A 26,817-nucleotide genomic window follows, 5' to 3' on the forward strand; every position below is an offset into this window, starting at 1 on the left:
GGCGGCAGGATGACCCACCGCCTCGATGGCTGTTGCGACTGGCAAGCCTGTCGTTCGAGCGGACAAGTCTACTTGATCTTGATCTCGGAGAGCTGGAGCATGGAATTGGTCGCCATGGTCGGCTTGTAGTCCAGGCGCTCGGAAACGCGCGAGAAGCCGACCATGTGGAACAGCAGCACGTCGGCGACGACGTCGTCATGCAGATAGGCGAACAGCTCCGACCATAGCTTGGCCCGCTCCTCGCCGACTGCAGCGGAAGCACGCTTGATCAGGTCGTCGACCTTCGGATCGGAAAAGCCGGACTGGGTGCCGTTTGTCGCGTATTTGAAGAACATCGAGAAGGAAGGGTCGCCTTTGGCATTGTCATGCATGGCGGCGACGATCTGGGGCCCGCGGCCTTCCTTGAAGGGTTTGGAATAATACTGCTCGTGCTCGGCGACCTCGACGAATTTCAGGTCGACCTTGAAGCCCACATCCTGCAATTGGGCCTGGATGGCCTCCATGATCTCGGTGACATTGGGAAAATTGGCAGAGCGGGCGATGATGGTGATCGGCGTGTCGAGGTTGACGCCATCGGCCTTGGCCTCTGCCAGCAATTTCTTGGCGCCATCGGGGTCGTAAGGGAAGACCTTGACGTTCGGATTCCAGCCGAGCGTCGGCGGGGGGACGATCGCGGTGGCGAGCAGGGCATCCTTGGGAACCAGCGTGCCGAGGAAGGCCTGGCGGTCGATGGCCAGATTGAGCGCGCGGCGGATGCGGACGTCGTTCAGCGGCGGGATATTGTGGTCGATGCGCAGATAGACCGTCTCGCTGTCGAGATAGGAGAAATCGGTGGCCGGATTGGTGGCGTCGAGCTGCGAGATCGACGGCGACAGATCCGCTTCGCCGGTCTGGACCATGGCGGCACGCACCGAGGGATCGGCGCGGAACAGATAGGTCGCCTGCGTCACTTCCGGCTTGGTGCCCCAGTAGTCGTCGCGGCTGGTGAGGACGATCTGCTGGCCCGGCGTCCAGTTGGTCAATTTATAGGGACCCGTGCCGACCGGCTCGCGTACGAATTCGAGTGGCGTCTCCTCGGGCACGATGGTGACGAGAGACATCAGCAGCGGCAGGATCGGCTGGGCAGGATCGGCCTTGAAGTCGATGGTGTAGTCGTCGACGATGGCGGGGGTCACGGTCATGCCGCCGAAATAGCGACGTGATTCACAGGCGTTCTTGTCGCTCATGATGCGATCGAAGCTGTGCTTGACGTCCTTGGCGTCGAAAGCCGTGCCGTCGGAGAATTTGACGCCGTGGCGCAGATGAAAGCGCCAGCTGCCATCGGGATTCTGTTCCCATTTTTCGGCGAGGCGCGGCATCAGGCCCTTATGGTTGCGAACATCGAGCTCGGTGAGTGTCTCGCTGACGTTCTGCATGATGACGCGGCCGATATTGGAGCGGGTTGCCATGCAGGGCTCCAGCAGATCCGCTTCCTCGGCGAGCACGATCTTGATGGGCCCAGATCCGGCGAAGGCGGGCGAGAGGGCCGAGCCCAGCATCAGCGCCCCCAAGACAAGCATTTTCTTCACGGCAGTCCTCCCTCCGACGTCCTTTCGCCGGTTGCCCAAACCATCGCCTTTTCCTATAAATTTGTCAATTTATTTCACAATGTAAATTCAATTGCCGGTATTTTGAAAAAATTTTTCATTTAAAATCAATTAGTTAATAAAAAAATCTGCATTCTTTAATCGGAATCGTGACATTAGAAAACTTGACAACTTTGTGTTTTTTGCGATGGTGGCCTCAGATGGGAGGGAACGAATGGACCCCGAGGAAATAGCCCGGAACATGAATGGCCGGCTCCAAGGCGTGTCGCCGGGGCGCCAGGAGGCTTTGCTGCCTTCGCCCATGATCCAGAATCATGCGGCCTATCTGCACCTGCTTCACGATGGCACCCTGCTCTGCGCCTGGTTCGGGGGCACGCTCGAAGGCAAATCGGATATTTCCATTTTCGCCTCGGTGCTGCCCAAGGGCGCGCCGTGCTGGGGCTTGCCCCAAAAATTGAGCTTCGACCCTGCTCATTCGGAGCAAAATCCCGTGTTCTTCACGGCACCGGACGGAAGGCTGTGGCTCTTCCACACTTCGCAGCCTTCCGGCAATCAGGACGAATGCAGGATCCGCATGGCCGAGATCCGCCGCGGCATCTCGGAACCGCCGGCACTTACGGCCGAGGAGGGCCGTTATCTCGATCTGCCACGTGGCTGTTTCGTGCGGGCGCCGGCGACGGTGCGCGATGACGGGGCCTGGCTGTTGCCCATCTTTCGTTGCGTCCAACGGCCCGGCCAGAAATGGAACGGCAGCCATGACACGGCCGCCGTCGGCATCAGCCTCGACCAGGGGAGAAGCTGGCAGCTTGAAGATCTCGACCAGTCGATCGGCTGCGTGCACATGTCGCCGGTCCGGCTGGGCGCGGATCGTCTTGCCGCCTTCTTCCGCCGGCGGCAGGCGGATTGGGTCTTCAGGACCCAGAGCATGGATGGGGGCAGGTCCTGGTCCGTGCCGCAGGCGACCGATGTGCCGAACAACAATTCCTCCATTGCGGCGATACGCCTCGACGATGGCAGGGTTGCGATGATCTGCAATCCCGTGAATGCGGCGCAGTCTGCGGACCGGCGCGCCTCGCTCTATGACGAACTCGGCGAGGACGATCGTCGCCCGGATGCGGATCCAGCCGGCGGCTGCACGCCCATCTGGGGCGTGCCGCGGGCACCGGTCTGCCTGTGCCTGTCGGAGGATGGCGGCGAGACGTTTCCGGTTCGTCTTGTCATCGAGGATGGTCCCGGTACCTGTCTCTCCAACGACTCGACCGACGGCCGCAACAAGGAAATGTCGTATCCCTGGCTGTTGGAGGAACCTGACGGTACCATGCATCTGGCCTACACCTATCATCGGCGCGCCATCAAATATGTCCGGCTGGCTCCAGGCTGGGACAAGGCTGCCGTTCGGAGTCCTTCATGAGCAACATCATCGGCATAACCATGGGCGACCCCTGCGGCGTCGGCCCCGAAATTTCGATCCGGGCACTCGCCGGCATGTCGCCCCAGGAGCGCGACACGATTCGCATCTACGGCAATTTGCCGACGCTGGAGGCTGCACGGGCGGCCGTCGGCCTCGATGTCGACCTCGCCGCTCATGTCGTGGATCTGCCGGTCGAGGGGGCGCCGCTGCCCTGGGGGAAGCTGAGCCCGGTCGCCGGCGATGCTGCGTTCCGCTTCATCGAGAAGGCGGTGCGGGATGCCGAAGCCGGAACGATCGGTTGCATCGTCACCGCACCGATCAGCAAGGAGGCCTTGAACCTCGCCGGCCATCACTATGATGGACATACCGGCATGCTGCGCAGCCTGACCGGGTCGAAGGCGGCCTACATGCTGCTGGCCTCCGAGCGTTTGAAGGTCATTCACGTCTCGACGCATGTGTCGCTGCAGGAGGCGATCCGTCGTTCCACCACCGAGCGCGTGCTGGCAACCATCCGCGCCGGCGACGCCCATCTCAGGCGCATCGGTTATGCCGCACCCAAGATCGCGGTGGCCGGCATCAACCCGCATTGCGGGGAGAACGGCTTGTTCGGCACCGAGGATGACGATCAGATCGCACCCGCGGTCAGAGCGGCTCGGGCCGAAGGCATCGATGCCCATGGTCCGATTTCCGCCGATACGGTGTTCCACCGCGCCTATTCGGGTGTGTTCGACCTGGTCGTCGCCCAATACCACGATCAGGGGCACATTCCGGTCAAGCTCGTCGCCTTCGACACGGCCGTAAACGTTTCGGTGGAATTGCCGATCGATCGCACCTCCGTCGATCACGGTACGGCCTTCGACATTGCCGGCAAGGGCATTGCCAATCACGGCAACATGATTTCGGCCATTGCCTACGCCCGCAAGCTGGTGTCCGGCGCGGCCAGGCGGGGATGACGCATGACCATCGCTCCAATCATTCTTCATCAGCCTCGCCGTCTTGCCGTCGGTGCCGGCACGGTGGCTGAGGTCGGCAACTGGGCCGGTGATGCCAGGTCGGTGCTCGTGATCGCGACACCGATTACGGCGGGTTTTGCCGATCGTCTGAAACCGCCCGGCCGCGTCACCGTGTTCGATGCCATTCCCGGCGAGCCTGATACGAAAACTCTGGATGCCGCTCTCGAAGCCGCGCGCCGCAGCGAGCCGGACCTGATCGTCGGTCTTGGCGGTGGTTCGGTTCTCGATGTCGCCAAGCTGGTGGCCGCGCTCTGGGATTCACAGCAGACGCTCGCCGATGTTGCCGGGCCGAACCGGGTCGCGGGCCGCCGGACGCGCCTCGCGCAGGTCGCCACCACGGCGGGCACGGGCTCGGAGGCGGGCATTCGTTCCTTGATCACCGATCCCGGCAAGGGCAACAAGATTGCGGTCGAAAGTCCGCATATGATCGCCGATCTCGCCGTACTGGATCCGGAACTGACCTATTCCGTGCCACCGGCGGTGACGGCGGCAACCGGTGTCGACGCTATGGCGCACTGCGTCGAAGCCTTCACCAATCGCCGCGCCCATCCGATGATCGACGGTTTTGCCCGCATGGGCTTCCAACTCGTCGGCAAATATCTCGCGCGCGCCGTCAGGGACGGCAGCGATACCGAGGCGCGCGAAGGGTTGATGCTCGGCTCCTATTATGGCGGCATCTGCCTGGGACCGGTGAACACCGCTGCCGGGCATGCCATCGCCTATCCGCTCGGTACGCGGCTCGGCCTGCCCCATGGCTTGGCGAACGCGATCATCTTCCCGCATGTGCTGGCCTTCAACCAGCCGGCAGCGGCCGGTAAGACGGCCGAAGTGGCGCATGCCCTCGGATTGGGACAGGATCTCTCCAGCACCGAACTGGTCGAGGCCGCCCATGATTTCTGCCGAGGCCTCGGCATCGAGATGTCGCTTACCGCCCATGGTGCCAAGACGGACGACCTGCCGCTCTATGCGAGCGAGGCGCATGCCAATCGTCGCCTGATGGACAACAATCCGATCGACATGAATGTCGATGACGTGCTCGGAATCTACCGGGCTGCCCTTTAGGGCATCACGCAAGAAAGCCGCCGGTTTTCGGCGAGGGCAATGAGGAAACCCCGGACCTTGCCGGGGTTTTTGCATTCGGGCGGCTTATTTGCTCGCCTGGAACAGGCGGTCGCGAGACCCGGTCAGATGATCATGCATGAGCTGTCTCGCCTTCGCCCCATTGCGGGTGGCAATGGCTTTGGCGATGGCTTCATGCTCGGCGAAGACTCGCGTGAGGCCGGTTGCCTCGCGCTTGACCGAGGCGCCGTGAAAGCGCATCCCGACGGCGATGTGGTCCTTCAGGGCTTCCATGGCGGTGAAGAAATAACTGTTCTGGGCCGCTCGCGCGATGGCGAGATGGAACTGGAAATCGGCATCTTCCCGATGGGATTGCCGGTTGGTGGCATCGCGCATGAGTTCCAGGGCCTGATGAATGGCGGCCAGATTGGCTGCGTCGTGGCGCTCCGCCGCCGCGGCCGCCGCTGCCGGCTCGACGGTGAGCCTGAACTCGTAGCAGTTCAGCAGGTCGGCAACGTTTTCCAATTGTCCGAAACCGAGCGGTTCCCGCATGCCGACGGCGCGGACGAAGCTGCCTGCCCCTCGCCGCGAATAGATGAAGCCCTGCTCGCGAAGCCGGCGCAGCGCCTCCCGAATGATCGGGCGCGAGACCTCGAATTCGATGGCGAGGTCATGTTCGGTCGGCAGGCGCTCGTCCGGCTTGTATGCGCCGGACTTGATGGCACGATGCATGCGCTCGAAGACGAGATCGCCGAGGCTCCTGCGCGCTGTTCCGTTTTGCAAACCCATCTGTCATCCCGTCCTGCGGAGGATCTGGCCGGCGATCCTGCTCAGCGCATCCGGCTGCCCGAACCCCCCTGATTTTGCAATGATGCAATGGCCCTGGGCGTGGGCCAAGCCCAGTCCCGGCAGGCATTCGCCCAGGAGCCGAAAACGTCTGATCTGCATTTTTTCCAGCACGGCCTGCGCCGTTTCTCCACCTGACAGCAGCAGTGTCGATGCCCTTGCAAGGCCCGAAAATACACTGTGTGCGAGGGCATGGGAGACCTCCTGCGAGGTCGCGGCCTCCGTGCCCGGCACCGCCTGCACGAGAGTGATGGCGCTGCCGTCGACGATGGCTTCCGCCAGGCGGCCATTGGGCGCCGGCAGGTAATGGGGATCGAAGGCAGCCTTGAGCGCATCGACCTGGGCGAGCGTGATCGGATCGCGAGATCCAATCACGAACAGGGCGGGTCCCTCAGCAATCTCGACCGTGCTCCCGGAGGCGCGCCGGCTGAGCCGTTCGGCAAGCGCTTCCGCCAGGCCTCGTGCGCCGATCAGAAGGTCCACGCCGGCCTCTTCCGACCGGGCGAGCCAGGCGCGCATCTCGTCCTGATCCGAAATGTCCGGAATTGTGGCACGTGTGGCATGCCGCCCAAGCGCCTCGGCCAGGCAGATCGGTGCGTCCACGCCGAACCCGTGGACATGGCCGGCTTTCACCACCCGTCCGAAATCGGGAATCGCTGGGGCCGCCAGTGCGGCGCGGAAGGGCAGGGCATCGAGTTCGGCGGCGATATGTCCCTTGAGGCGCGAGTCCACCTTCTTGAACAGGCGGGCCCCGGCCGGCAAGGCGGCCAAGGCCGCGGCGGTCAGACACCGCGCTGCATCGGCGGTCAGTTCGCGGGAGGCGAGATTGATCGAGACGACATCCGGCCCTTCCCGGACGGCTTCCTCAATGGCATCGATCGTCAATGCCACCTGCGCATGCATGCCCCGCGCCGCGAATGGTGCGGCGGTGTCCAGCGCTCCTGTCAAATCGTCGGCAAGAATGGCCAGCATCGCGTTTCTCAAATTGTTGTTATCTTTTTTCCTCTATTTATCATTGAAATGTCAATGTTTTTTGTAAAAATATTACAAATATAACCAGGCGGGAGCTTGGCGGGGTGGGTTTGAGACATGCCGCCGGAGACAAGCCCGATCGGATCGCCCGTGCTGCCTGGTGCGGACATCACAAGATCCTTCGCCGGGGGGCTGTTTGGATTGCCGGCAGCCACGCGCGGACCCGTTTCCAACGATCAGGATTCCAGGCCGGCGACGTACGAATTCATCTTCTGCGGACAGCTGGACGGTCCGAAGAGGCTCGCTCGATCAACGTGCATCCGATCTTGTGAATGCGGCGAGCCGACGATGCGGACTTCCTTGCAAGTTGCTCAATGGCCCAGGCACCCATGGCTCGATGCGGAAGCTCGAGCGTCGTCAACTGGGGCCGCAAGTGACGTGATAGCTCGTCATCATCATATCCGACGACGGACAGATCCGCCGGTATCCTCAGGCCAGTTTCGACGATCGCGTTAAAGCATCCCATTGCCATCTTGTCGTTCTGGCAGAAAATGGCGGTCGGCGGCTCCTCGAGCGACAGGAGCCTTTGCGTCGCCTCGAAGCCGGAGGTCGGCGTCCAGTTCCCCTCGGCGACCAGATGATCGTCATAGGGAATGCCAGCCTCCATCAGCGCCTGCCTGTAGCCGGCGAGCCGGTCCTGGGCCGCCTCCATGAAGCTTTCTCCCACGATCGTGCCGATGCGCCTGTGACCCTTTCTTATGAGGGAGACGGTCGCCATTCGCCCACCTGTCGCCTCGTCGGGGACCACCGCTGGAAAGCGGTCATCGCTCGTATAGCAATTGAGCAAGACCAGGGGGACAGGAAGGTTGTCGAAAGTTGGATCCAGTGAAACGCGGCGGGTGAAGATCGACATATAGACGATACCTTGTGCGCCCGCCTGGAGAAGCCGGGCCACCGCCTTGCGTTCGTGCTCGGCACGGCCTTGGGTCTGCGCCACTAGAATGGTGACGTCGTTTTCCCAGGATGCCTGTCGGGCGCCGTCAATGGCATTGACGGCTTCCGGCGTCGTCGCCAACTGGTCCACGATGAAGCCGATGCAACTGCCCCGCAGTTCTTCGAGGTTCGCTCGCCGAATTGGACTTCCCATTCCATAACCGAGGGAACGCGCCGCATTCTGCACCCGCATGCGCAGGTCGGGAGAGATCTTGATATCCGTGATGCCGTTCAGGACGACGGACACCGTAGCCTGCGAGCAGCCCGCTGCCTTCGCTACGTCCATCATCGTCACGCGCTTCTTGGTTTTCCGGCTGTTCACATGTCCCCCATTCGGGATCCGACCCTACGCAAGCTACACAAGCTAATAAAATTCGACCATTGACTAATAATTATTAGCTGCGATAGCGTCTCCGCAAAAGGGAGGAGACGGCCGGATGACCACGCACCCCTCGTTCAATTACGATATCGCCTCCCAGGTGGCGCAACTCGTCGAGGATGGCATCATTGGATTGAAAGGCGCCTTCAGCCCTGAATGGGCCGACGACATGCGCGAAGATATGATGACGGCTTTCTGGGCAGCCATTCAAAGGCCCGGCGGCGCCGTCGGTCGTGGTCCGCGCCGCTGGTATGTCGAAATACATCCGCAGGCCTTTCGCGGTTTCGTGGACCTCATTACCCATCCCTGGGTCGTGGATGTCTGCGCCCATGTACTCGGACCCGATTACCAGATCGTGGAAATCGGCTTCGACGTGCCGTTCCAGGGTGCGAAATACCAGCCCTGGCATCGCGATTTCCCGTCACCGGCCGACACTTATCGCGATCGGAAAATTACCTCGCTCGCCTTCAATCTCACCGGCGTCGATGTCACCGAGGACATGGGGCCTTTCGAAATCGCGCCCGGCACGCAGTATGACGACGGCCGCGAATGGAAGCATGAGATGTTTCCGGACAAGCCGTTCTGGGGCCGCTTCCAGGAGCGGGCGACCCGCAAATATCCGCAGCGTGGTGATATTTCCTGCCGGTCTGCCCTGACGGTCCATCGAGGAACGGAGCATCAATCGCCGATCGCGCGGCCCGTCATGGTCCTTGGCGTCGATGCGCCCGGGGCAGGGCATGCCGATCTGCACGACATGATGGTCACGCATGACTGGTACGAAGCCTTGCCTGATATTGCGAAACGGCATCTTGTTTGCAGGGTCGTGGACGAACTGGTGCCGATCAGCCAGAAGCACGACATCGAAGGTCTCGTGATGGGCGCCGACCCGACCTGAGGATGGCTCTCCATGGATCGGCGCTAGGCCAGGCCCTCGGCGACCGCATAGGCATGAAGAGCGTCCGCGAGGCTGTCTTTCCGGGGCAACAAGGCGCGCGTCGTGATCGAGTCGAGGTGGTGTGTCATCAGGGCGACCGCCTCGTCGGTCTTGCCGGCGATCAGCTTGTCCAGCAGTTCCCGATGCTCCGATACGGCGCATTCGGAGGAGTGCGGCCTGCCGTAGAGGGCGAGGATCAACGAACTGCGCGCGACCAGTTCGTTCACATAGCGTATGAGACTGGCATTGCCGGTCATCTGGGCCAACAGTGTGTGGAATTCGCCGGCCAGGCGTATCGACGCCGCGTGCTCGGTCCTGGCAGCCTCCTCGGCGGCGATATGGGTCGATAGCGTGTCTATCTGTTCCTGCGTCAGGCTTCCCGAAAGGGTCTCGACGACCAGGCGTTCCAGTGCGATGCGCGTGAGATACAGGTTCCGGCCTTCCTCCAGGCTGGGATGGGAGACCACGGCTCCCTTGTTGGGTCGCAGTTCGACAAGCCCTTCCTGGCTCAGGCGGACGAGCGCCTCACGGACCAGCGTGCGGCTGACGCCCAGCCGCTCGCCGATCGAGTCCTCCGGCAGTTTCGATCCGGGCGGCAGCGCTTGGTCGAGGATGGCTCGCTTCAAGGCTCGGTGAACGGCCTGGGAGCGGCCACCGCCGATGTCGCTCACCTTCTTTGCCATTCGAGATCTCCGGCTCCAACGCTTCTCTCTTGGAATTGCATGCGAATATTGTGGGTGTCCAGTCGCTTGTCATCGCCGTGAACATGCATTTGCCATCGCGAGGGTTTGCCAACTCGTTTGATGGATGCCTGATCCTGCGGCCCGGGCATGCGAGGTGCGTCCTTGAGGATAATTATGTACGCATATTTCCTATGTTTTACATACAATAATTGCATTCGAAAATCGAAAGTGATTTTCGATAGGAGTGCCATTCAAAAGATATGTGAATTTTTCCAGCCTGATCGCATGTGGTTGCCTTTCATAAGCGGCGCGACAGTGCAATCGAGCGCCCGGGGTCTCTCCCCTGGCTTGACTCGGGCGTGTCATATAAGTATGCAATTTATTATAAATAATGCATACAATTAGTGAGCGCGGCTCGCTGGCTCGGGAGGGCAGGAAATATGAATGGCTCACAAGTGGAACTGTCTCGACGCGGCTTTATGGCGGGAGCCGGTGCCGGCAGTTTGGCGCTGGGTCTTGGCCTGGCGGCGGGCGCGAAGGCGGCAGACGGGAGATCCATGATCGATGTCGGTGCCGTCACGACACCCGTCAGCGATGTGACGAAATTGCCGGATGCCTATCACCTGCTCAACGTCCGCCTCGAGACGGGCTTTGTCGAGGAGAAGAAGTCGTGGCTCGATGCTCCGGTCATCGCCCACACCGGCACCGAGTTGAAGACGCTGCGCATCGCCGGCGGCAAGATCGCCGAGATCTTCGACAGCAAGGCCGCCATCCCGGCGGGCACGGCGGCCTATGACGCGCAGGGCCAGTTGCTCTTGCCGACCTTCCGCGACATGCACATCCACCTGGACAAGACCTTCTATGGCGGTCCGTGGGAAGCGACGCTGCCAAGAGAGCATGGCCGAGCCGATCGCATCGCCCAGGAACGCGAGATTCTGCCCAAGCTTCTACCGCTGGCCGAGGAACGTACCGCCGCGATGGTGCGCCTGATGCATTCGCACGGCACTACGGTCTGCCGCAGCCATTGCAATGTCGATCCTGTCAGCAAGCTCGGCAATCTCGAGCACCTCAAGGCGTCGTTCGAGCGCTTCAAGGATACGCTGGACTCCAAGATCATCATTTTTCCCCAGCACGGCCTGCTCGCCTCCAACAGTGTCGAACTGATGCGCGAAGCGCTGAAATCAGGCGGTGTCAGCTATGTCGGCGGCGTCGATCCTTCCGCCTTCGACAATGCCATGGAAAAATCGGTCGACACGACGGTCCAGCTCGCGATCGATTTCAACGTCGGGATCGATATCCACATCCATGAGCCGCGTCAGACGGCCATTCCCGCCTTCAATCGCATCATGGATCACATGGAGAAGAACAAGCAGCTGCAGGGTAACGTGACCTTCAGCCACGCTTATTCGCTGGCCGAACTCTCCAAGGAAGAGCTCAGCGACATTGCTGCCCGCATGAAGGCGCTGGGCGTTACCCTCGCCAGTGCAGTTCCCCTGGGCAAGGATGCGATGCCGCTGCGTGAACTGCACGAAGCCGGCATCAAGGTGATCTGCGGTACCGACAGCACCATGGATTGGTGGGATTCGTTCGGCAATTGCGACATGCTGCAGAAAGCCAACGAAATCGCCCGCATCCAGTATCGCAGCACGGAGTTCGAGATCAATCGCACGCTCGGATATGCGACCGGCTTTGTCACCCCGCTCAACGACAAGGGCGAGCAGATCTGGCCGAAGGTGGGTGACGAAGCGAGCATGAATCTCCTCCCCGCCAGCTGCTCGGCCGAGGCCGTCGCGCGCTTGCCTGCCCGTAATGCCGTGTTCCACAAGGGCAAGCTCGCCTACGGCACGCTCCCCAAGGCCGGCTGACCTTGTCCGTATAGGCAAGCGCCGCGTTCTCGTGAGATCGGCCCGGCTATTCGGCAAGGCCGATTTGCTACCCGTTATGGGCTTCGTCGAGAGACTTTAGGAAGTGGCGCAGAGCTTCGCCGATCTCCATCGGCGAATCTTCCTGGAGGTAGTGGATACCCTTGACCGTCACTTCGCGCTGGTGGGGCCAGCTGCGGCATGTTTCGCGTGCCCGGCCGGTAAGGATTGCGCCTGGCTCGGCATTGACGAACAGCTTCGGGATAGCTGCCCTTGCCAGCCAGGCGCTGTATTGCCGGACAATGGCCAGCACATCCGCCGGCTCGCCCTCGATCGGCAGTTCACGCGGCCATATGAGGGTTGGCAACCGGGCCTGGCGTTGCACGAATGGCTTGCGATAGGCGTCCATTTCGGTCTCGCCCAAGGGGCGGATGATGCTCTTGGGCAGGACGGTTTCGATAAAGAAGTTCTGGTCGAGCACCAGCGCCTCGCCCTGTTCCGAGCGCAGGGCGCGAAAGAATTCGTCGCGCCCTGCAGGGAAATCCGCCCAATGGCGTTCGGCGACGATCGCCTCCATGTAGACGATGGCGCGTATCTGTTCGCTATGCCGGAAAGCGCGATAGAAGCCGAGCGCCGACCCCCAGTCATGCAGCACCAGAGTGACATTGGCGGTAAGGCCGAGTTGCTCGAACCATGCATCGAGATAGCGCGACTGATCGATGAAGCGATAGGCGCCGGATGGTGACGGGCTTGATTGTCCCATGCCGACGAGGTCGGGAGCCAGGCAGCGTCCAAGCCCGCTGGCATGGGGAATGACGTTACGCCAGAGGTAGGATGAGGTCGGGTTGCCGTGCAGAAAAACGATCGGGTCGCCCGTGCCGACGGCCACGTAGCTCATTTCGCTGTCGAGTACCTTGATCCGTTCGCGCGGATGGGGATCTTCCGGATTGATCATCATATTCAAGGTCTTGCTCCCTGTCTGGAGAGGCCGAAGCGCCTGTTGGCGCCATTCGGCATCGCTCTCATGGGGGCAAATTAGGCCGTCGCAGCCTCTGCGAAAATTCGCTAATATTGCGCAATGCATGATCATTTTCGCACAGGCCGGATCGATTGGGAGGATGTGCGCTTCTTTGCGGCGCTGGCACGCCATGGCAGCTTGTCGGCAACCGCTCGCACCTTGCGGGTCAATCACGCCACGGTCTCGCGCCGCATTGCCGCCCTCGAAGCCGCCGTCCAGGTCAAGCTCTTCAAACGCGATCCGAATGGCTACCAGCTGACCGATGCCGGCCGGCAGGCGTTGCAGGCTGCCGATACCATGGAAAGCGCGGCGGCCGCCCTGTCGCGGCTGGAGCCCGAAACCGCGCTGACCGGTCTCGTCCGCGTCACCACGACGCCTAGCCTGGCCGAGAGCTTCGTCATTCCCAAGCTGGCTGCCTTGCAACGACAGCACCCGCTCCTCGAACTCGAGATCAACGCGGAACGCCGGCCGCTCAGTCTCAGACGGCATCAATCCGATATTGCGCTGCGCATCGGTCGGCCGGAAAAGGGGGAACTGAGGGCACGCCGGGCCGTCAGCCTTGCCTATCGGTTCTATGGAACGCCGGTATGGCGCGAACAGATCTTCGCCGGTGCCTCTCCGCGTTTCATTGGATTCGACGAGGCGGGCACCGATTTTCCCGAGGCACAATGGCTCGCGGCACAGTTCGAAAACGCGCCAATGGCTTTGCGCTGCAATAATATAACGGGACAGATCGTTGCCGCGCGTGCGGGCTTCGGCATCGCCTTGCTGCCGCATTTTCTCGCAGCGGATGATCCCGATCTTGTAGAGATAGATTTACCCCGCACGCCCCCATTGCGTGAGCTGTGGCTGTTGACCCGTCATGGCGCGCAACCGCCGCAGCGCATCCGGGTCGTGGCCGATTTCCTGTTCGATGCCATCCGACAGGAACGCCTGCGCTTCGAAGGCGTATAGAAGCGGTAAAGCAGTCCTGGCGCTATGGGCTGCAACCCGGCCCCTGCGGATCTGCAAGCCGCGACCCGGTATTCGTCAGGCGATGCCCAGGATTTCGGGGCGCACGGCCAAGGCCGGGAAACGATAGCCGGCCGGTTTTGTTTGGTGTTACGCTCGACACAACAGATCCAATAATTCGCCCGTAAGGTAATCAAGGTCCTATTTCGGTTCTGCCGGAATGATCTGACAGTCGAGCCAACCATTAGCGATCACTCCCAAAGGGAGCAGCGCGATGGAAGACGATCCGAGATCTGCCTTTTCAGAAAATCGACCGCATCGAATCCGCGGGTTGTTGGCCGCCGGCGTTACGACTTGGATGGTGCTGACGGGCTTTTCCTTGCTGGTGCCTTTGCTCCTGGGATGGGCCAGGGAGCTGGCGGCCGGCCGCGGGCTTTCCCTTCCCGCCTATGAGGCGTTTACCATCGTTTTCCTGGCAGTCTACGTCATCCCGATCGCCGCGGTGGTTTGCCTTGTCGTGGGCTATCCCCTGTGGAGCCTCGCGGGTGCGGCCGGATTGACCCGGCGGCGACACGCATTGGGGTTCGGCGCGGCCGCCGGCGGCATCATCGCGCTCCTGATGCTGCAATCACACAGTCTGGCAGGGTTCCTCATCGGCTTCTTCCTGGTGCCTCATCTGGCAATGGGGGCCGCTTTCCGCCTGCCGGATTGGCTGAAGGGTCTATCGATGCCCTACATCGTCCTGGCCTTTGCTTTTGCCGGCGCAGTCGCGGGTCTCACGGCCCTGTGCATCGGCCGCCGTGGTGCTGCAGGCCTTCGCTGCCTGTTTTGCCGGCCGGCTTGAGCGAGACGTTCCGGACGTTCCTGACATTTGTTTGGAGATCGCCATGATCAAGCAACTCGCCCTTGCCGCTTCGTGCTGTGTCGCTGCTGCCGTGAGTGGCCTTCCGGCGCCCGCCATCGCCGCCAGGATCGGGAAAGGAGCGAACGAGGATCTTCCGACCTATTGCGCACGGGTCGGCACCGACGACACCGTCCGCGCATACACACCGGACCTGCGCGATCGGACGCTGCGTGCCTATGAGACATTCCGGGGCGGAGGCGACGCGGCCCGGGAGAATCCGAGCGAACTCGACGCCCATTTGAAGGTCGACGCGAATTATCGCTGCATGGATGGCAAGGTGATGGTCTGTTCCATCGGCGCCAACCTGCCCTGCGTGAAGATCAACATGGCGCGCAACATTCCGCAGATCACAAAGTACTGCCTGGAGAATCCGGGCGCCGACGACGGCCACGACCTGGCTCTTGCGATCACGGGTCATGACACCGGGCATAGTTTCCAATGCCGTCATGGGCGCGCCGTCGTGACCGGCACGACCTGGGCACTCGACAAGCGCGGCTTCGCCAAGAAGATATGGTACGTTCTTCCCGACTAGAGCAAAGCGCGTTCACGACTGAACGCTTGTTTGCTCTAGCTCTTTGGTTCGACGCGTCTTTGCGATTCCAGATACCCCCGTCGAATCGCAAAACGCTGTAGGAGCCGTCCCACAGCTGGGAATTCGGGCGCGCACCAGTCTTTGCAAACCACGGACGAAACAACGAGGCGGGCCGCCAGATCCTCGTTGCCTCCTCACCGCCCGACGGCATCAAGTCCAGGCAGGTCTCGGAAAAGGGCTGCGGGTTTGAAGAAGAACATCCTCCGAATGTAGTCGGCGCACAGTCTAGAATCTGTATAAATTATTGTTATTGCGAGAGAATTCAGAGAGTGGCAAAGGGGATTGAGTTGTCCTCTTTCATTGGCTGCCGTCGTGCCTCAAGTCCTGTGCTTCTTCCTCCTCCGCTCCAGGACAGCCTGCCGGGGCGCATGCAAACGGGTGTCCTCGCCGACCATGGCGCGTGGCCCGATCGCAGCCAGGCAATTCGGCCTCGTGGAGGATTGCTAGATGGTGCTGGACATCCACGCGCTGTTTCTGCGCCACGCCAAGGAGATCTCCAATACGCTGCGGCGTAGGGGGGTTACGGCCGACAACGCCGCCGATTTGACGCAGGAGACTTTTCTCAGGCTGCTTTCGGCGGACTCGCATGCCGAGGTGCATCACGCCAATCCGCGAGCCTTGCTCCATCGCATCGCGCGCAATCTACGCATCGACCAGCAGCGTCGTGAGCGCTTGGTGCTCAAGGACGACCTCGCCGACGAGGCCTTCGCCGCGATCTCGGACGACAAACCATTACCCGAGACGATCGTCATCGATCGCCAACGCCTTGCGATCGTCACGGCCGCGCTCGCGGACTTGCCGGACCGCACGCGCCAGGCTTTCCAGATGCATCGCCTGGGCGAAAGGACCATCAGCGAGATTGCCCAGGAACTCGGCCTGTCGACGACCAGGACCTGGACGCTGATCCGGGAAGCCTACCTTCATGTCCGGGCTCGGCTGCACGAGAAGGCCTAGGCAGGCCGAAAAGGTGTTGCGGTCGCAAAGTATGGCCGGGCATCGGCATGCAACCCTTTGAACGTTTGGAAAAATGTTTCCGCTCATCCGTTTGATTGATGTAGTCAGGGTGGCTGGCAGGTGCCCGGTCGCCTGCCCAAGGAACGTCGATGAACGAAACTTCGCCACAGGAAGATCGGCTGTTCGAAGAAGCGGCCGATCTCATGATCCGTCTTCAGAATGATCCGGGCAATCCGGTGTCCAGGGAGATGGTGAAGCGCTGGCGTGCCAGGGGCCCGGCCTATGAGAGGGCGTGGCTCGAAGCCTTGGAAATCCATGGCTTGACAGGCAGGGTTCTTGCTCCCGCCGATCAGGTCGAACCGCGCCCCAAGCAGGGGTTGACCCGTCGTAGCCTCGTGGCCGCGGGAGTGGTTGGAGCAGGGGCCATGGCCGGTGGTTATCTTGCGTTGCCGGGCCTGATCCTCCGCGCCCAGGCGGATCATCTGACCGGAACGGCCGAAATCCGCCGTGTCACGCTTCCCGATGGCGGCACGGCGACACTGGGCCCGGACAGTGCCATTGCCCTGCATTTCGACGATCGCCGGAGGGCGGTTGCCTTGCTGGCCGGCATGGCATTTTTCGAGGTTGCCAAGGATCCTTCGCGCCCCTTCCGGGCTACGACGTCCGAACTGGCTGCGACCGCCCTTGGCACGGCCTTCGACATCAGCAACGATGCCGGCCTCGTTTCGGTTTCCGTCGAACATGGGTTGGTCGAGATCGATGTTCCCGGTTCAGCTTCCGTCGATGGCGCCCGGCTGGCGGCCGGGCAATGGGCGACCTTTGACGAGGGCACCCGCCTTACCACCCGCGGCAACCGGGATGCCCGCCAGATCGGCGCTTGGCGTAGTGGCCAGATCCTGGTCGAAAACGAGCCGGTGCGAGCCGTCGTGGCGAAGATCGCACGCTGGCAGCCGGGGCGCGTGATGATCGCCGATGCAGGTCTTGGCGCCAACCGCATCAGCGGTGTTTTCGATCCCGGCAATCCCCTGCGTGCTTTGGAAGCCGTGGTTCATCCCTTCGGGGCCCGCGTTCGTTCGCTCGGTCCCTACCTCACCGTGATTTCGTCGCTGTAAAAAAGCTTCGCAGAAGGGAGAAATTTCGCGGCTCCCATTCGTCTTCACTCAAGGGGCAGGCTTGCGATGCAGTCATCGAGCCCTGCAGCCCCGCGGTGTCGGTGAGTGAGGAGGATTGTCGATGGAATTGGCTCGAGGCTTTCGTGGGAGCCTGTCTGGCTGGGCGCTGAGTTCGGCCCTGATGGCTTCGAGCGTTGTCGCCTCCATGCCGCTCCTTGTCCCGTCAAGCGCGCAGGCCGCGCAGGTCCAGTTCTCCATTCCAAGGGGACCGCTCAGTCAGGCCTTGGCGGCGTTTGGACGTCAAAGCGGCCTGCAGATCACCTATCTGCCCGCAGTCGCGCAAGGCAAGTCATCGCCCGGTATTGCCGGTTCGGCCACGCCGCAACAGGCGCTGTCGCGCCTGCTGCGCGGCACCGGCCTGTCCTACAGCTTCACCAATTCGAGCACGGTTGCGATCACGGCGCCCATCATCCGCGACGGGACGGCCAGTATCTCGGGTGCCATCGAACTCGATCCGGTCGTGGTCGAGGGCAATGGCGACGGCAGCACCGGTTATGTTGCCACGCGCAGCGCGACAGGCACGAAGACCAACACGCCCCTGATCGAGACCCCGCAATCGGTGACGGTGCTCACCCGCAAGGAACTGAACGATCGCAATGTGCAATCCTTGACGCAGGCCGTGGCCTACACCCCCGGCGTGCGCACGGAGTCCGCCGGGTTCGACTCCCGTTACGATTCTTTCTCCATCCGCGGCTTCGACGTCACCTATAACGGCATTTATCGCGACGGGCTGCGCTTTCCGGGCGCCAACATGGCGGTCTTCAAGATCGATCCCTACAATGTCGAGAACATCTCGGTGCTGCGCGGTCCGAGTTCGGCTCTCTACGGATTGGGATCGCCGGGCGGACTGGTCGACGTCACTTCCAAGCTTCCTGTCGACAAGTCTTTTGGCGAAGTGGCACTGGAAGGCGGCAACAGGAACCACATCCAGGGCAATTTCGATGTCGGGGGACCGATCGATGCCGATGGAACCTTGCTCTATCGCCTGACCGGAACCCTACGGGACGGCAAGACGGCCAACGTCCTGGGCGGCGGCGACGACAAGCTTGCCAGCCTGGCGCCGGCCTTCACCTGGCGCCCGAACGACCGGACGACGCTGACCATCCTCGGCGAATATCTTCAGGCCAAGACACCGGCCGCCTTCCCATATTACGAGTGGTTGGGTTCGCCCTCCAACCAGTATTCGCAAAGCGATCCCGACTATAACAGCCTGGAGCAGAAGCAATATCGCATCGGCTATCAGTTCGAGCACAAGTTCGACGACATTTTTACTTTCAGGCAGAAGCTTCGCTACGGCGGCGTCGACACGAAGGTGCGCTTCACCGGTGTCAGCGACATCGACGCAAATGCGATGATCGCCAAGCGCTATACCGGCTACGTCCATGACAGGTTGAAGGCCCTGGCGATCGACAACCAGCTGCAGGCCGACTTTTCGACCGGCCCCATCCAGCACAAGACCCTGGTGGGCCTGGACTATTCCAACCTCACGCTGCGCAGCGGCCTCGGCTATGGAACGGCGCCCGATCTCGACCTCACCACGGGCGCCTCGCTCGGGGCATTCACCGATCCGCCCTTCAATACCTCCAACATGTCCCAAAGGCAGAACCAGCTCGGGCTCTATGTGCAGGAGCAGGCCAAATATGACAACTGGATCCTGACCCTGACCGGCCGGCAGGACTGGGTCCAGACCAAGACCTATGAGCGCGTTGGCGAAACCACCGAGCGCGCTTCCGACAATGCCTTCACCGGGCGTGTGGGCCTGACCTATCTGTTCGACAATGGCCTTGCCCCCTATGTGAGCTATTCGACCTCCTTCAATCCCAATCTCGGTTCCGCCGATGGCGTTGCCTTCAAGCCCACGACCGGCCGGCAGATCGAGGGTGGCGTCAAATACGCCCCCACTTGGTTCGACGGCATGTTCACCGCTTCCGTCTTCGACGTCATGCAGGATGGCGGCATCGTGTCGATCCAAAATGTCTCGGTGCAGCGCGGCAAGATCCGCGGGCGCGGTGTCGAATTGGAGGCCGTGGCCAATCTCGGCGCCGGCTTCAGCCTGCGCGGCGCCTATACCTTGCTGGATCTGAAGACCATCACCGGCGATGTCGGCACCGTCGGCAAGGTGCCGACCGCGACGCCGCGCAACAGCTTCTCGACCTGGGTCGACTACCAGGCACCCGGGGACATTGCCCTGGCAGGCTTCGGCGCCGGCTTCGGCTTGCGCTATATCGGCGAAAGCTACGGTGACGCCAAGAACACCTTCAAGAACGATGCGGTCGCGCTGGTGGATGCCAAGCTCAGCTACGACCTCGGACAGATTCGGCAAGGGTTGAAAGGCTGGGACGTGCAAGCCAATGCCCGCAACCTGTTCGACAAGAAATATGTCACCTGCGAGTCTGGTTTTTGCTATCAGGGCGCTCGCAGGGTGATGACCGCCAGCTTGCGTTATCGCTGGTGACGCCTTGGAATCCGGCAAAGCTTTCTGTCTCTCGCCCAGCCGGCGGATCGTCCTGACCGGCGGGCTGGCCGCGCTCGCATCTGGCCTCGGTTCCGCCTCGGCAGCGCCAACGGGTTTGCAATCGGCTCCCTATCCCACGCGCATTGTTTCGCTCGACGATGGCTTGACCGAAACCCTGCTCGGCCTGGGCGTGACGCCGGTCGCCATGCCGCAGGTCGAAGCCTGGAACGATTGGGTGGTCGAACCACGCCTGCCCGCGGGCATCACCGATCTGGGGACCGACCGAGAGCCCAATCTCGAGTTGTTGGTGCGGCTTGCGCCGGACCTCATCATCACGACGCCTTACCTGGCTGCGATCGAACCCGTGATGGCGCGTATTGCCCCCACACAGACTTTCTCCATCTACGCCCCGCCGGGGGGGCACCCCTATGAACTGAGCATCAAGGAGACGCTCCGGCTTGGCGCCGTGCTCGGACGCGACAGCCAGGCACAAGCCCTGGTTGCCAGGGGGGCGGCGACAATGGCGCAACTGCGTTCCCGTCTTCGCAAGGCTGCCGACAGGCCGGTGCTGATCGTCAACTTCCTCGACGAGGGGCATCTGCGCATCTACGGCCAGCGCAGCCTGTTCCAGGATGTGATCGACCGTTGCGGCCTTGCCAATGGCTGGACACGGCCGACCAATTATTGGGGCTTTTCCACCATCGGGCTGGAGGATCTGGCCGCCAGTCCCGAAAGCCGATTTTTCTATTTCGAACCGGTTGCTCCGGGCATCCTCCAAAGCCTCGAAACCAACCCCGTATGGAACAGCCTGCCGTTCGTTCGCGCCGGGCACATCCATCGTCTGCCTGCCGCATCGGCTTTCGGAATGCTGCCTTCCGCGATGCGCTTCGGCACGTTGCTGAGCAGCCATCTTGCAGATGTCGAAAACACCAATGGGTGAGGTCGCACGGCGGGCAGGCCCTGCCACCCTTACCGCCAGCCTGCTTGCGGCAGCAGCAGCCTTGAGCTGGTGGCGCGCGGCCGAGTACTTGCCTTTGGGGGCCTGGCTCGATGCCTTGTCGATGCGCAACGTCACCGATACCTCCCAGATGCTGTTTGCCTACAGCTTCCTGCCGCGCCTGGTTGTCAGCCTCCTGTGCGGGGCTGCCCTGGGCTTGGCCGGCGCGCTGTGCCAGCTTTCCCTGCGCAATCCCATCGCCTCTCCCACCACGCTCGGCATCGAGGCCGGGGCGAGCCTCGCCCTGAGCGTGGCGATGCTATGGGCCCCCTGGCTGTTCGCTTTCGGGCGGGTCTGGCCCGCTTTGGCTGGCGGCGCGCTGGCGGCGGCAGGCGTTCTGGCCCTGTCGTGGCGACGGGGCCTGGCGCCGATTTCCGTCATTCTGGCCGGGCTTGTGACAGGGCTCTTCTGCGCGGCCTTCGCGGCCATGCTGACCCTGTTCAAGACCGAGTATCTCGCCGGGCTCTTCATCTGGGGCAGTGGCTCGCTCAGCCAGCAGGGTTGGACGGCGGCTGCCAAGCTCGCCCCTGTCCTCGTGGCTGCCGCGCTGGCTGCCGGTATGCTCGCACGTCCCCTGGCATTGCTGGGACTGGATGACGCCAAGGCGCGAAGTCTCGGGCTTTCCGTCGCCACGGCAAGGCTGGCTGCCCTGTCGCTTGCCGTCGTGCTCAGCGTCAATGTCGTCAGCGCGGTCGGTGTCATCGGTTTCGTCAGCCTCGCGGCTCCCGTGCTCGCCCGCGCTCTCGGTGCCCGGCGCGCGGGCCATCAACTGGCCTGGTCGACGGCGCTGGGGGCGGGCCTGCTGTGGCTCGTGGACCAGGCCGTGCAGTCGGCGGATGCTTTATCGGGCCTCAGCCTGCCGACGGGAGCCGTCACGGCCCTGCTCGGCGCGCCTCTGCTCATCGTCCTGCTCATGCAGCAAAGGAGCGTTCCGCTGGTGCCCCCGCCTGCCGCGGTGGAAAAGGCTCTGCTGACGTCCACGACCAGAGGCCGTCTCCTCGTCCTCGCGCTCCTCGTGGTCATCCTCCTGGCGCTGTCCACGACGGTTGGGCGCGACGGCGATGGATGGCATCTGAGCCTGGGGCAGGAGCTCGACAGGCTTGTGGCGCTGCGCCTGCCGCGCGCGATTGCAGCCCTGGCCGCAGGCGTGATGCTGGGCCTGGCAGGGTGCCTGCTTCAGCGCCTGACGGGCAACCCCATGGCCGGCCCCGAGGTTCTGGGCGTCAGCGCGGGTGCGGCCTTCGGCCTTGCCATTGCCCTGTTTTCCCTGCCCGCGGTCGGGCCGGGCCTGCAATTGCTTGCAGCCTCGATCGGCGCCTTTGCCGCATTGGCCGCCATCCTGGCGCTCGATCGCAAGGCAAGCCCCGACAGGGCCCTGATCGCGGGCATCGCGTTCGGCGCCATGTTCGATGCCGTGATCAACGTGCTGATGGCCGGCGGAGACCCGCGTGCGATGCTGCTGTTGAACTGGATGATGGGTTCGACCTATGCGGTGGATGCCACGGCGGCTCTCGTGAGCATCACGGCGGCGCTCCTCCTCTTTGGCGGATTGTTGCTGACGGCGAGAATGCTGACCATCCTGCCCCTTGGCAGGGGCATGTCGTCCGCTCTCGGTCTCAATCCCACGCACAGCCATATCCTCACCCTGGCCCTGAGCGCCCTCCTTGCCGCCGCGGCGACCCTGATCGTCGGGCCACTGAGCTTCGTAGGGCTGATGGCGCCGCATCTGGCGCGCCGTCTTGGCATGCGCCAGGTCTTGGCCGAATTGGTGGGGGCAGCCATCCTGGGTGGGCTGGTCATGGTCGCCGCCGACTGGTTCGGCCGCACCATCGTATTCCCACGGCAGATTCCAGCCGGTCTGGCAGCCTCCCTGATCGGAGGCCCCTGTCTGATCTGGCTCCTAGCGCGAAGGCCATCCTCATGAGCTCACCAGCCCTTATCGCAGACACCATCCATTTCGATCTGGTTCCGGCGTCGAAAATGCCGCCCTATCGCATTTTCCTGCGCATTCCCAAGGAAACGCCGCCGCCGCAGGGCTGGCCGATCCTCTATTTCCTCGATGCCAATGCCATTGTCGGGACGGCGGTCGATATCCTGCGTGTCCAGTCGAGCTATCCGCGCGGCACCGGCATCATGCCCGGGGTCCTCGTCGGTATCGGCTATCCGACGCCGGAAGCCTATGACAGCGTGCGTCGATCCTGGGACATGGGGCCGCCACCCGGCAAGACCTACCCGCCCCACACCGAGGGCGGCCCGGACGTGCGAACCGGCGGCGCCGACGAGTTCCTGGCGTTCATCGAGGACGAACTCAAGCCCCAGATCGCGTCCCGCGCGCCCATTGACGGTAAGAGACAGGCTGTGTTCGGGCACTCCTTCGGCGGCCTGTTCGTCCTGCATGCTTTGTTTCGCAAGCCGGAAGCCTTCTCGGCCTGGATCGCGGCAAGTCCAGCGATCTGGTGGGAAGGGGCGGGTATCGTGGCTGAAGCGGAACGTTTCGCGGCGGGCGCGGATGCGAAACCTCCGGGGCGCGTGCTGGTGATGGCGGGCGAGTACGAACAGCGCCTGGCACCATTCCAGGTCGGCGCGAGCGACGCGGCCGAACGCGCGCGAAGCTATGAGGAAAGCCGGATTGTCGACAATGCGCGAGCCATGGCCGAGCGCCTGGCGAGCGTGCCGGGCCTCGCAGCCTCCTTCCACCTGCTGGAAGGTGAAAATCACATGTCAGTCCTGCCTGGCTCCGTCAATCAAGCGATCCGCCTGGCGTTCGGTCCATCCTGAGCCCTGCGGAACGTGCAACGGGGCCTTTGGTCTCCAGGCTCCCCAGTCGCAACGGGGCGGAGCCTGCCGCGGGCCTGTCGTCGTCATGGAAGAGAATGCGCTCGCCGGCCCCATCGAGATCCTCGTACTGGTCGCTGCTCATCGACCAGAAGAAGGCGCCCAACGCGGCTGCGCCGAGGATGAGCGCGATCGGGACGAGGAAGACGAGGCTGTTCATTTTGCTGCCACCATGCGCAGGCGTTCGGCGCTCGACGCGGCCTCCGCTTCGATCGTGTGGCCGGCAGGGCGAAGACGAAGCGCATTGGCAACGACGATGACCGACGAAACCGACATGGCGAGCGCGGCCAGCAAAGGCGTGACATAGCCGGCCATTGCGACGGGGATGGCGAGTGCGTTGTAGCCGATGGCGATCGCGAAATTCTGCCGGACCAGGCGGCCGGCCTTGTGCGCGATGTCGAGGGCCGCGGGAATGGCGGCGAGGCTGTCGTAGAGAAAGACGAAATCGGCTGCGCTGCGTCCGATGTCGGCCGCGGTTGCGGGGGCCATCGAAACATGAGCAGCCGACAGGGCAGGGGCATCGTTGAGACCATCCCCCACCATCAGCGTGCGGCGCCCCTCGGCCTTTGCCTGGGCGAGACGGGCCACCTTGTCACCCGGCAGCAGGCCGGCAGCGAAATCCTCGATGTCCAGGGCCTTGGCGATACCGGCAACGGCACTCGATCTGTCGCCGGACAGGATCGTGACGGACAGTCCCGCATGGCGCAGGAGCTTCACCGTTTCGACGGCTCCCGGGCGCAAGGTTTCCGCGATCGCGAAGCGGGCGATCTCCTTGCCATTGCACGAAAGGACCGTGCCATCAGTGGCGCTCTGTGCATCGAGAGCCCAGCTGGCCCGGCCCAGTCGATAGCGCTGGCCGTCGAGATGGGCTTCGAGGCCGAGCCCGGCCTGCTCGCTCACCTCCGAGAGATCGGCGTGCCGTCCTGCGGCGCCGGGGGCTGCCATCGCGATGGCCTGGGACACCGGATGGCTCGAATGCCGCGCCAGCAGGCCTGCGATCTCCAGGGCCTCGGGAGCGACGCCGCGAAGATCGACGCGGGGCGTGCCGATGGTCAAGGTCCCGGTCTTGTCGAAGCAGACGGCCTCGACCTCGGCGAGGCGTTCGATGGCCGATCCGTCCTTCATCATGATGCCGGCGTCGAACAGACGCCGCGCGGCGACGACCTGGACGATGGGAACGGCAAGGCCGAGCGCGCAGGGGCAGGTGATGATCAGTACGGCGATGGCGATGCTGGTAGCATTGTGCCAGTCCCCGTTCACGGCCATCCAGCCAAGGAAGGTGAGGAAGGCAGCAAGATGCACCACCGGCGAGTAGAGGCGGGCGGCCCGGTCCGCGATCCTGCGATAGCGGGCCCGCCCGTCTTCGGCGGCTTCCATCAGGCGTGTCATTTCGGCGAGGAAGGAGTCTCGCGCACGCGCCGCTGCGACGAGCCTGACGGGCGCACTCAGATTGAGCGCGCCGGCCTGGACGAAGGAGCCGGTCGTCACGGCCACCGGCATGCTTTCTCCTGTCGCCAGGGCACAATCCAGGCTGGAGGTTCCGGACACGACCCGCCCGTCCACCGGGACGCGGTCGCCAACGGCGAGGATGATCGCCATGCCCGGCTCGATCTCGCCGATCGGCAGATAATCCCGGCTTCCGTCGGAACGCTCCACGGTCGCGCCGCGGGGAGAGAGCCGTATCAGGGAGCCTATCACCCCCCGCGCGCGTTGGCGCATGGCATGGTCCAGGGTACGGCCGATCAGCAGGAAGAAGATCAGGCTGGTGGCTGCGTCGAAATAGGCCTGGTGGCCATGGTGAAGTGTGTCGTAGAGGCTGAGCCCGAAGGCGAGCGTGATGCCGATGCTGATCGGCACGTCCATATTGGTGCGGCCACGCCTCAGCGCGGCCCAGGCCGAGCGGTAGAAGATGCCGCCGGAATAGATCAGGGTGGGCAAGGCCAAGGCCGCCGATATCCAGTGGAAGGCCTGCCGGGTTTCCGCCTCGGCCCCGGACCAGATCGAGACCGACAGCATCATGATGTTCATGGCCGCAAAGCCCGAGACGGCCAGGGCACGGATCAGGCGGGCCATTTCCGGATCGAAGGTCCGTTCCTCGGCCTCGTCGAGATGCGCCTTGTAACCCACGGCCGCCAGGGCGGCGATCATGTCGGGCGGCGCCGTGCCGCGCCAGGTGACGGCAACGCGGCGGGTGGTCAGGTTGGCGCGGGCGCGTTCGACTTGGGGAAGCCGCGAAAGGGCCTCTTCGACGCTTTGGATGCAGGTGCCGCAATGCATGCCGGGAACGGACAGGCTGGTCTGCCAGGATCCGTTGCCCAGATCACGGCTGGCCAGCGCGATCTCGTCCTGGGAACTCGCCCGCCCGATGGCCGCGGTGAGCTCGACGCCATGGGCACAGCAGCTCATTCGATGGCCCGGTAGCTGTGCCAGGTCGCGTGGCCGAGCAGGGGGAAGATCACGATCAGCCCCAGCATTCCCGTCGCGAGGCTGACGAGAAAGAGGACCAGCACAATGGCGCCCCACATCAGCATGACCGGCAGGTTGCGGAACACCATGGAGATCGACGTGCCCATGGCCGTGAAGGCGTCGACCGGTTTGTCGAGCAGCATGGGAATGGAGAAGGTACTGATGGCGAAGGCGAAGGCGGCGAAGAGGCCGCCGACGGCAGTACCGGTCAGCAGCATGGCCCAGCCGATGGGCGTGGTGAACAGCATTTCGGCGACGTGGTCGAGACCCGGGAAGGGGCGATAGCCGAAGAACAGGGCGTAGATGATCACCGCCGCTCGCATCCAGACCAGCATGAGCAGGCACAGGATCGCTCCGGTATAGAGCACCTGGCCGCCGGAGCGGGCCTTGACGAACATCATGCGGGAGAGCGTGAACGGGCTTCCGGTTTCGATGGCGCGGCTCTTCTCATAAAGACCGATGGCGAGCAGCGGGCCGAGCACCATGAAGCCCGCCAGCGCCGGGAAGAGGATGTAATCGAGGCCGAGCGCGCCGAGTGCCCATACGATGGCGATCGAAACGGCGAAGACGACAAGGCCATAGGCCAGGCTGGGGCCGGGCCGTTGGATGAGGTCGCGCCAGCCGGCGACGAGCCAGCCGAACGCCGCCGATGCCGGCAGATGCCGCCGGCGCCTTTCCGCCGCCGAGGGCAGGAGGGTTTCGAGCTGGCCGTTGGAACGTATCATGGAATCCCCC

The 26,817-nt window shown here is 63.1% G+C and carries 23 protein-coding genes and 1 pseudogene; 14 read left to right on the plus strand and 10 right to left on the minus strand.

What is annotated here, in order from left to right; all coding sequences use genetic code 11:
- Window positions 1-68: 68 nt before the first annotated feature.
- Window positions 69-1,559 carry an ABC transporter substrate-binding protein gene (locus QM672_RS05135; protein WP_376717678.1) on the minus strand — a complete coding sequence of 497 codons (1,491 nt, stop codon included), beginning with the start codon at window positions 1,557-1,559 and terminating at the stop codon, window positions 69-71.
- A gap of 241 nt (window positions 1,560-1,800) precedes the next feature.
- On the opposite strand from QM672_RS05135, the gene QM672_RS05140 reads away from it, so the two are divergent.
- From QM672_RS05140 to QM672_RS05150, 3 genes are read left to right on the plus strand one after another with little or no spacing between them, the layout of a single operon-like run.
- The gene (locus QM672_RS05140) at window positions 1,801-2,997 is read left to right on the plus strand and encodes a sialidase family protein (protein ID WP_415081048.1); all 1,197 of its coding nucleotides are present in this window, start codon (window positions 1,801-1,803) and stop codon (window positions 2,995-2,997) included.
- On the plus strand, window positions 2,994-3,950 hold the full coding sequence (pdxA, locus tag QM672_RS05145) for a 4-hydroxythreonine-4-phosphate dehydrogenase PdxA (RefSeq protein ID WP_311936821.1): 957 nt from the start codon (window positions 2,994-2,996) through the stop codon (window positions 3,948-3,950). The genes QM672_RS05140 and pdxA overlap by 4 nt, the downstream gene beginning before the upstream one ends.
- 3 nt (window positions 3,951-3,953) lie before the next feature.
- Window positions 3,954-5,072 carry an iron-containing alcohol dehydrogenase gene (locus QM672_RS05150; RefSeq protein ID WP_415081050.1) on the plus strand — a complete coding sequence of 373 codons (1,119 nt, stop codon included), beginning with the start codon at window positions 3,954-3,956 and terminating at the stop codon, window positions 5,070-5,072.
- A gap of 84 nt (window positions 5,073-5,156) precedes the next feature.
- Here the strand turns inward: QM672_RS05150 and QM672_RS05155 are convergent, their stop codons facing one another.
- The 4 genes from QM672_RS05155 to QM672_RS05170 form a co-directional block, all read right to left on the minus strand.
- Window positions 5,157-5,858, minus strand: coding sequence for a FadR/GntR family transcriptional regulator (locus QM672_RS05155; protein ID WP_311936817.1), 702 nt, complete (start codon window positions 5,856-5,858; stop codon window positions 5,157-5,159).
- Window positions 5,859-5,861: 3 nt separating this feature from the next.
- Complete coding sequence (locus QM672_RS05160; protein ID WP_311936814.1) at window positions 5,862-6,887, minus strand: four-carbon acid sugar kinase family protein; 1,026 nt, start codon at window positions 6,885-6,887, stop codon at window positions 5,862-5,864.
- An 8-nt stretch (window positions 6,888-6,895) separates the two neighbouring features.
- A complete protein-coding gene (locus tag QM672_RS05165; RefSeq protein WP_415081053.1) occupies window positions 6,896-7,057 on the minus strand; it encodes a hypothetical protein in 162 nt (53 codons plus the stop codon).
- 95 nt (window positions 7,058-7,152) lie between these two features.
- Complete coding sequence (locus tag QM672_RS05170) at window positions 7,153-8,202, minus strand: LacI family DNA-binding transcriptional regulator (protein WP_415081055.1); 1,050 nt, start codon at window positions 8,200-8,202, stop codon at window positions 7,153-7,155.
- Window positions 8,203-8,317: 115 nt separating this feature from the next.
- Between QM672_RS05170 and QM672_RS05175 the strand changes: the two genes are divergently transcribed.
- Window positions 8,318-9,154 carry a phytanoyl-CoA dioxygenase family protein gene (locus QM672_RS05175; protein WP_415081057.1) on the plus strand — a complete coding sequence of 279 codons (837 nt, stop codon included), beginning with the start codon at window positions 8,318-8,320 and terminating at the stop codon, window positions 9,152-9,154.
- Window positions 9,155-9,177: 23 nt separating this feature from the next.
- On the opposite strand, the gene QM672_RS05180 is transcribed toward QM672_RS05175, so the two are convergent.
- The gene (locus QM672_RS05180) at window positions 9,178-9,876 is read right to left on the minus strand and encodes a GntR family transcriptional regulator (protein WP_311936804.1); all 699 of its coding nucleotides are present in this window, start codon (window positions 9,874-9,876) and stop codon (window positions 9,178-9,180) included.
- A 440-nt stretch (window positions 9,877-10,316) separates the two neighbouring features.
- Between QM672_RS05180 and QM672_RS05185 the strand changes: the two genes are divergently transcribed.
- On the plus strand, window positions 10,317-11,741 hold the full coding sequence (locus tag QM672_RS05185) for an amidohydrolase (RefSeq protein ID WP_415081059.1): 1,425 nt from the start codon (window positions 10,317-10,319) through the stop codon (window positions 11,739-11,741).
- A 67-nt stretch (window positions 11,742-11,808) separates the two neighbouring features.
- Here QM672_RS05185 and QM672_RS05190 read toward each other — a convergent pair whose 3' ends face one another.
- The gene (locus QM672_RS05190) at window positions 11,809-12,696 is read right to left on the minus strand and encodes a haloalkane dehalogenase (protein WP_415081154.1); all 888 of its coding nucleotides are present in this window, start codon (window positions 12,694-12,696) and stop codon (window positions 11,809-11,811) included.
- Window positions 12,697-12,816: 120 nt separating this feature from the next.
- Between QM672_RS05190 and QM672_RS05195 the strand changes: the two genes are divergently transcribed.
- The 9 genes from QM672_RS05195 (at window position 12,817) to QM672_RS05235 (ending at window position 23,559) form a co-directional block, all read left to right on the plus strand.
- Window positions 12,817-13,710 carry a LysR family transcriptional regulator gene (locus QM672_RS05195; RefSeq protein ID WP_415081061.1) on the plus strand — a complete coding sequence of 298 codons (894 nt, stop codon included), beginning with the start codon at window positions 12,817-12,819 and terminating at the stop codon, window positions 13,708-13,710.
- Between the two features lie 331 nt (window positions 13,711-14,041).
- The gene (locus QM672_RS05200) at window positions 14,042-14,551 is read left to right on the plus strand and encodes a hypothetical protein (RefSeq protein ID WP_415081063.1); all 510 of its coding nucleotides are present in this window, start codon (window positions 14,042-14,044) and stop codon (window positions 14,549-14,551) included.
- Window positions 14,552-14,594: 43 nt separating this feature from the next.
- Entirely contained in the window at window positions 14,595-15,143 is a 549-nt protein-coding gene (locus tag QM672_RS05205) for a hypothetical protein (RefSeq protein ID WP_415081065.1), read from the plus strand.
- A gap of 507 nt (window positions 15,144-15,650) precedes the next feature.
- Complete coding sequence (locus QM672_RS05210) at window positions 15,651-16,157, plus strand: RNA polymerase sigma factor (RefSeq protein ID WP_367624695.1); 507 nt, start codon at window positions 15,651-15,653, stop codon at window positions 16,155-16,157.
- Window positions 16,158-16,306: 149 nt separating this feature from the next.
- Window positions 16,307-17,269 (plus strand): FecR family protein, encoded by a 963-nt coding sequence (locus QM672_RS05215; RefSeq protein ID WP_415081067.1) that lies wholly within the window; start codon window positions 16,307-16,309, stop codon window positions 17,267-17,269.
- Window positions 17,270-17,390: 121 nt separating this feature from the next.
- A complete protein-coding gene (locus tag QM672_RS05220; protein ID WP_415081069.1) occupies window positions 17,391-19,784 on the plus strand; it encodes a TonB-dependent siderophore receptor in 2,394 nt (797 codons plus the stop codon).
- Between the two features lie 4 nt (window positions 19,785-19,788).
- Complete coding sequence (locus QM672_RS05225; protein ID WP_415081071.1) at window positions 19,789-20,724, plus strand: ABC transporter substrate-binding protein; 936 nt, start codon at window positions 19,789-19,791, stop codon at window positions 20,722-20,724.
- Entirely contained in the window at window positions 20,717-22,705 is a 1,989-nt protein-coding gene (fhuB, locus tag QM672_RS05230; RefSeq protein WP_415081073.1) for a Fe(3+)-hydroxamate ABC transporter permease FhuB, read from the plus strand. Before QM672_RS05225 ends, fhuB begins: the two co-directional genes overlap by 8 nt.
- The gene (locus tag QM672_RS05235; protein ID WP_415081075.1) at window positions 22,702-23,559 is read left to right on the plus strand and encodes an alpha/beta hydrolase; all 858 of its coding nucleotides are present in this window, start codon (window positions 22,702-22,704) and stop codon (window positions 23,557-23,559) included. The genes fhuB and QM672_RS05235 overlap by 4 nt, the downstream gene beginning before the upstream one ends.
- A 61-nt stretch (window positions 23,560-23,620) precedes the next feature.
- Here QM672_RS05235 and ccoS read toward each other — a convergent pair.
- The 3 genes and pseudogenes from ccoS to QM672_RS05250 all read right to left on the minus strand — a co-directional run.
- Window positions 23,621-23,776, minus strand: a pseudogene (ccoS, locus tag QM672_RS05240) (cbb3-type cytochrome oxidase assembly protein CcoS); the annotation flags it as partial.
- The gene (locus QM672_RS05245) at window positions 23,773-26,022 is read right to left on the minus strand and encodes a heavy metal translocating P-type ATPase (RefSeq protein ID WP_415081077.1); all 2,250 of its coding nucleotides are present in this window, start codon (window positions 26,020-26,022) and stop codon (window positions 23,773-23,775) included. The pseudogene ccoS and the gene QM672_RS05245, both read right to left, overlap by 4 nt.
- Window positions 26,019-26,807 (minus strand): DUF2189 domain-containing protein, encoded by a 789-nt coding sequence (locus tag QM672_RS05250; RefSeq protein WP_415081079.1) that lies wholly within the window; start codon window positions 26,805-26,807, stop codon window positions 26,019-26,021. Before QM672_RS05250 ends, QM672_RS05245 begins: the two co-directional genes overlap by 4 nt.
- Window positions 26,808-26,817: the final 10 nt, after the last annotated feature.

The sequence above is a fragment of the Labrys sp. (in: a-proteobacteria) genome (assembly GCF_047605565.1).
Taxonomy (GTDB): Bacteria; Pseudomonadota; Alphaproteobacteria; order Rhizobiales; family Labraceae; genus Labrys; species Labrys neptuniae.

Excerpts from the sequence above, each read along its gene's own strand:
- QM672_RS05195 (WP_415081061.1), top strand. The coding sequence starts at position 12,817 with ATGCATGATCATTTTCGCACAGGCCGGATCGATTGGGAGGATGTGCGC.
- QM672_RS05140 (WP_415081048.1), top strand. The coding sequence starts at position 1,801 with ATGGACCCCGAGGAAATAGCCCGGAACATGAATGGCCGGCTCCAAGGC.
- pdxA (WP_311936821.1), top strand. The coding sequence starts at position 2,994 with ATGAGCAACATCATCGGCATAACCATGGGCGACCCCTGCGGCGTCGGC.
- QM672_RS05215 (WP_415081067.1), top strand. The coding sequence starts at position 16,307 with ATGAACGAAACTTCGCCACAGGAAGATCGGCTGTTCGAAGAAGCGGCC.
- QM672_RS05180 (WP_311936804.1), bottom strand. The coding sequence starts at position 9,876 with ATGGCAAAGAAGGTGAGCGACATCGGCGGTGGCCGCTCCCAGGCCGTT.
- QM672_RS05245 (WP_415081077.1), bottom strand. The coding sequence starts at position 26,022 with ATGAGCTGCTGTGCCCATGGCGTCGAGCTCACCGCGGCCATCGGGCGG.
- QM672_RS05220 (WP_415081069.1), top strand. The coding sequence starts at position 17,391 with ATGGAATTGGCTCGAGGCTTTCGTGGGAGCCTGTCTGGCTGGGCGCTG.
- QM672_RS05190 (WP_415081154.1), bottom strand. The coding sequence starts at position 12,696 with ATGATGATCAATCCGGAAGATCCCCATCCGCGCGAACGGATCAAGGTA.
- QM672_RS05150 (WP_415081050.1), top strand. The coding sequence starts at position 3,954 with ATGACCATCGCTCCAATCATTCTTCATCAGCCTCGCCGTCTTGCCGTC.
- QM672_RS05135 (WP_376717678.1), bottom strand. The coding sequence starts at position 1,559 with ATGCTTGTCTTGGGGGCGCTGATGCTGGGCTCGGCCCTCTCGCCCGCC.
- QM672_RS05205 (WP_415081065.1), top strand. The coding sequence starts at position 14,595 with ATGATCAAGCAACTCGCCCTTGCCGCTTCGTGCTGTGTCGCTGCTGCC.
- QM672_RS05235 (WP_415081075.1), top strand. The coding sequence starts at position 22,702 with ATGAGCTCACCAGCCCTTATCGCAGACACCATCCATTTCGATCTGGTT.
- QM672_RS05185 (WP_415081059.1), top strand. The coding sequence starts at position 10,317 with ATGAATGGCTCACAAGTGGAACTGTCTCGACGCGGCTTTATGGCGGGA.
- QM672_RS05175 (WP_415081057.1), top strand. The coding sequence starts at position 8,318 with ATGACCACGCACCCCTCGTTCAATTACGATATCGCCTCCCAGGTGGCG.
- QM672_RS05250 (WP_415081079.1), bottom strand. The coding sequence starts at position 26,807 with ATGATACGTTCCAACGGCCAGCTCGAAACCCTCCTGCCCTCGGCGGCG.
- QM672_RS05160 (WP_311936814.1), bottom strand. The coding sequence starts at position 6,887 with ATGCTGGCCATTCTTGCCGACGATTTGACAGGAGCGCTGGACACCGCC.
- QM672_RS05155 (WP_311936817.1), bottom strand. The coding sequence starts at position 5,858 with ATGGGTTTGCAAAACGGAACAGCGCGCAGGAGCCTCGGCGATCTCGTC.
- QM672_RS05210 (WP_367624695.1), top strand. The coding sequence starts at position 15,651 with ATGGTGCTGGACATCCACGCGCTGTTTCTGCGCCACGCCAAGGAGATC.
- QM672_RS05165 (WP_415081053.1), bottom strand. The coding sequence starts at position 7,057 with ATGTCCGCACCAGGCAGCACGGGCGATCCGATCGGGCTTGTCTCCGGC.
- fhuB (WP_415081073.1), top strand. The coding sequence starts at position 20,717 with ATGGGTGAGGTCGCACGGCGGGCAGGCCCTGCCACCCTTACCGCCAGC.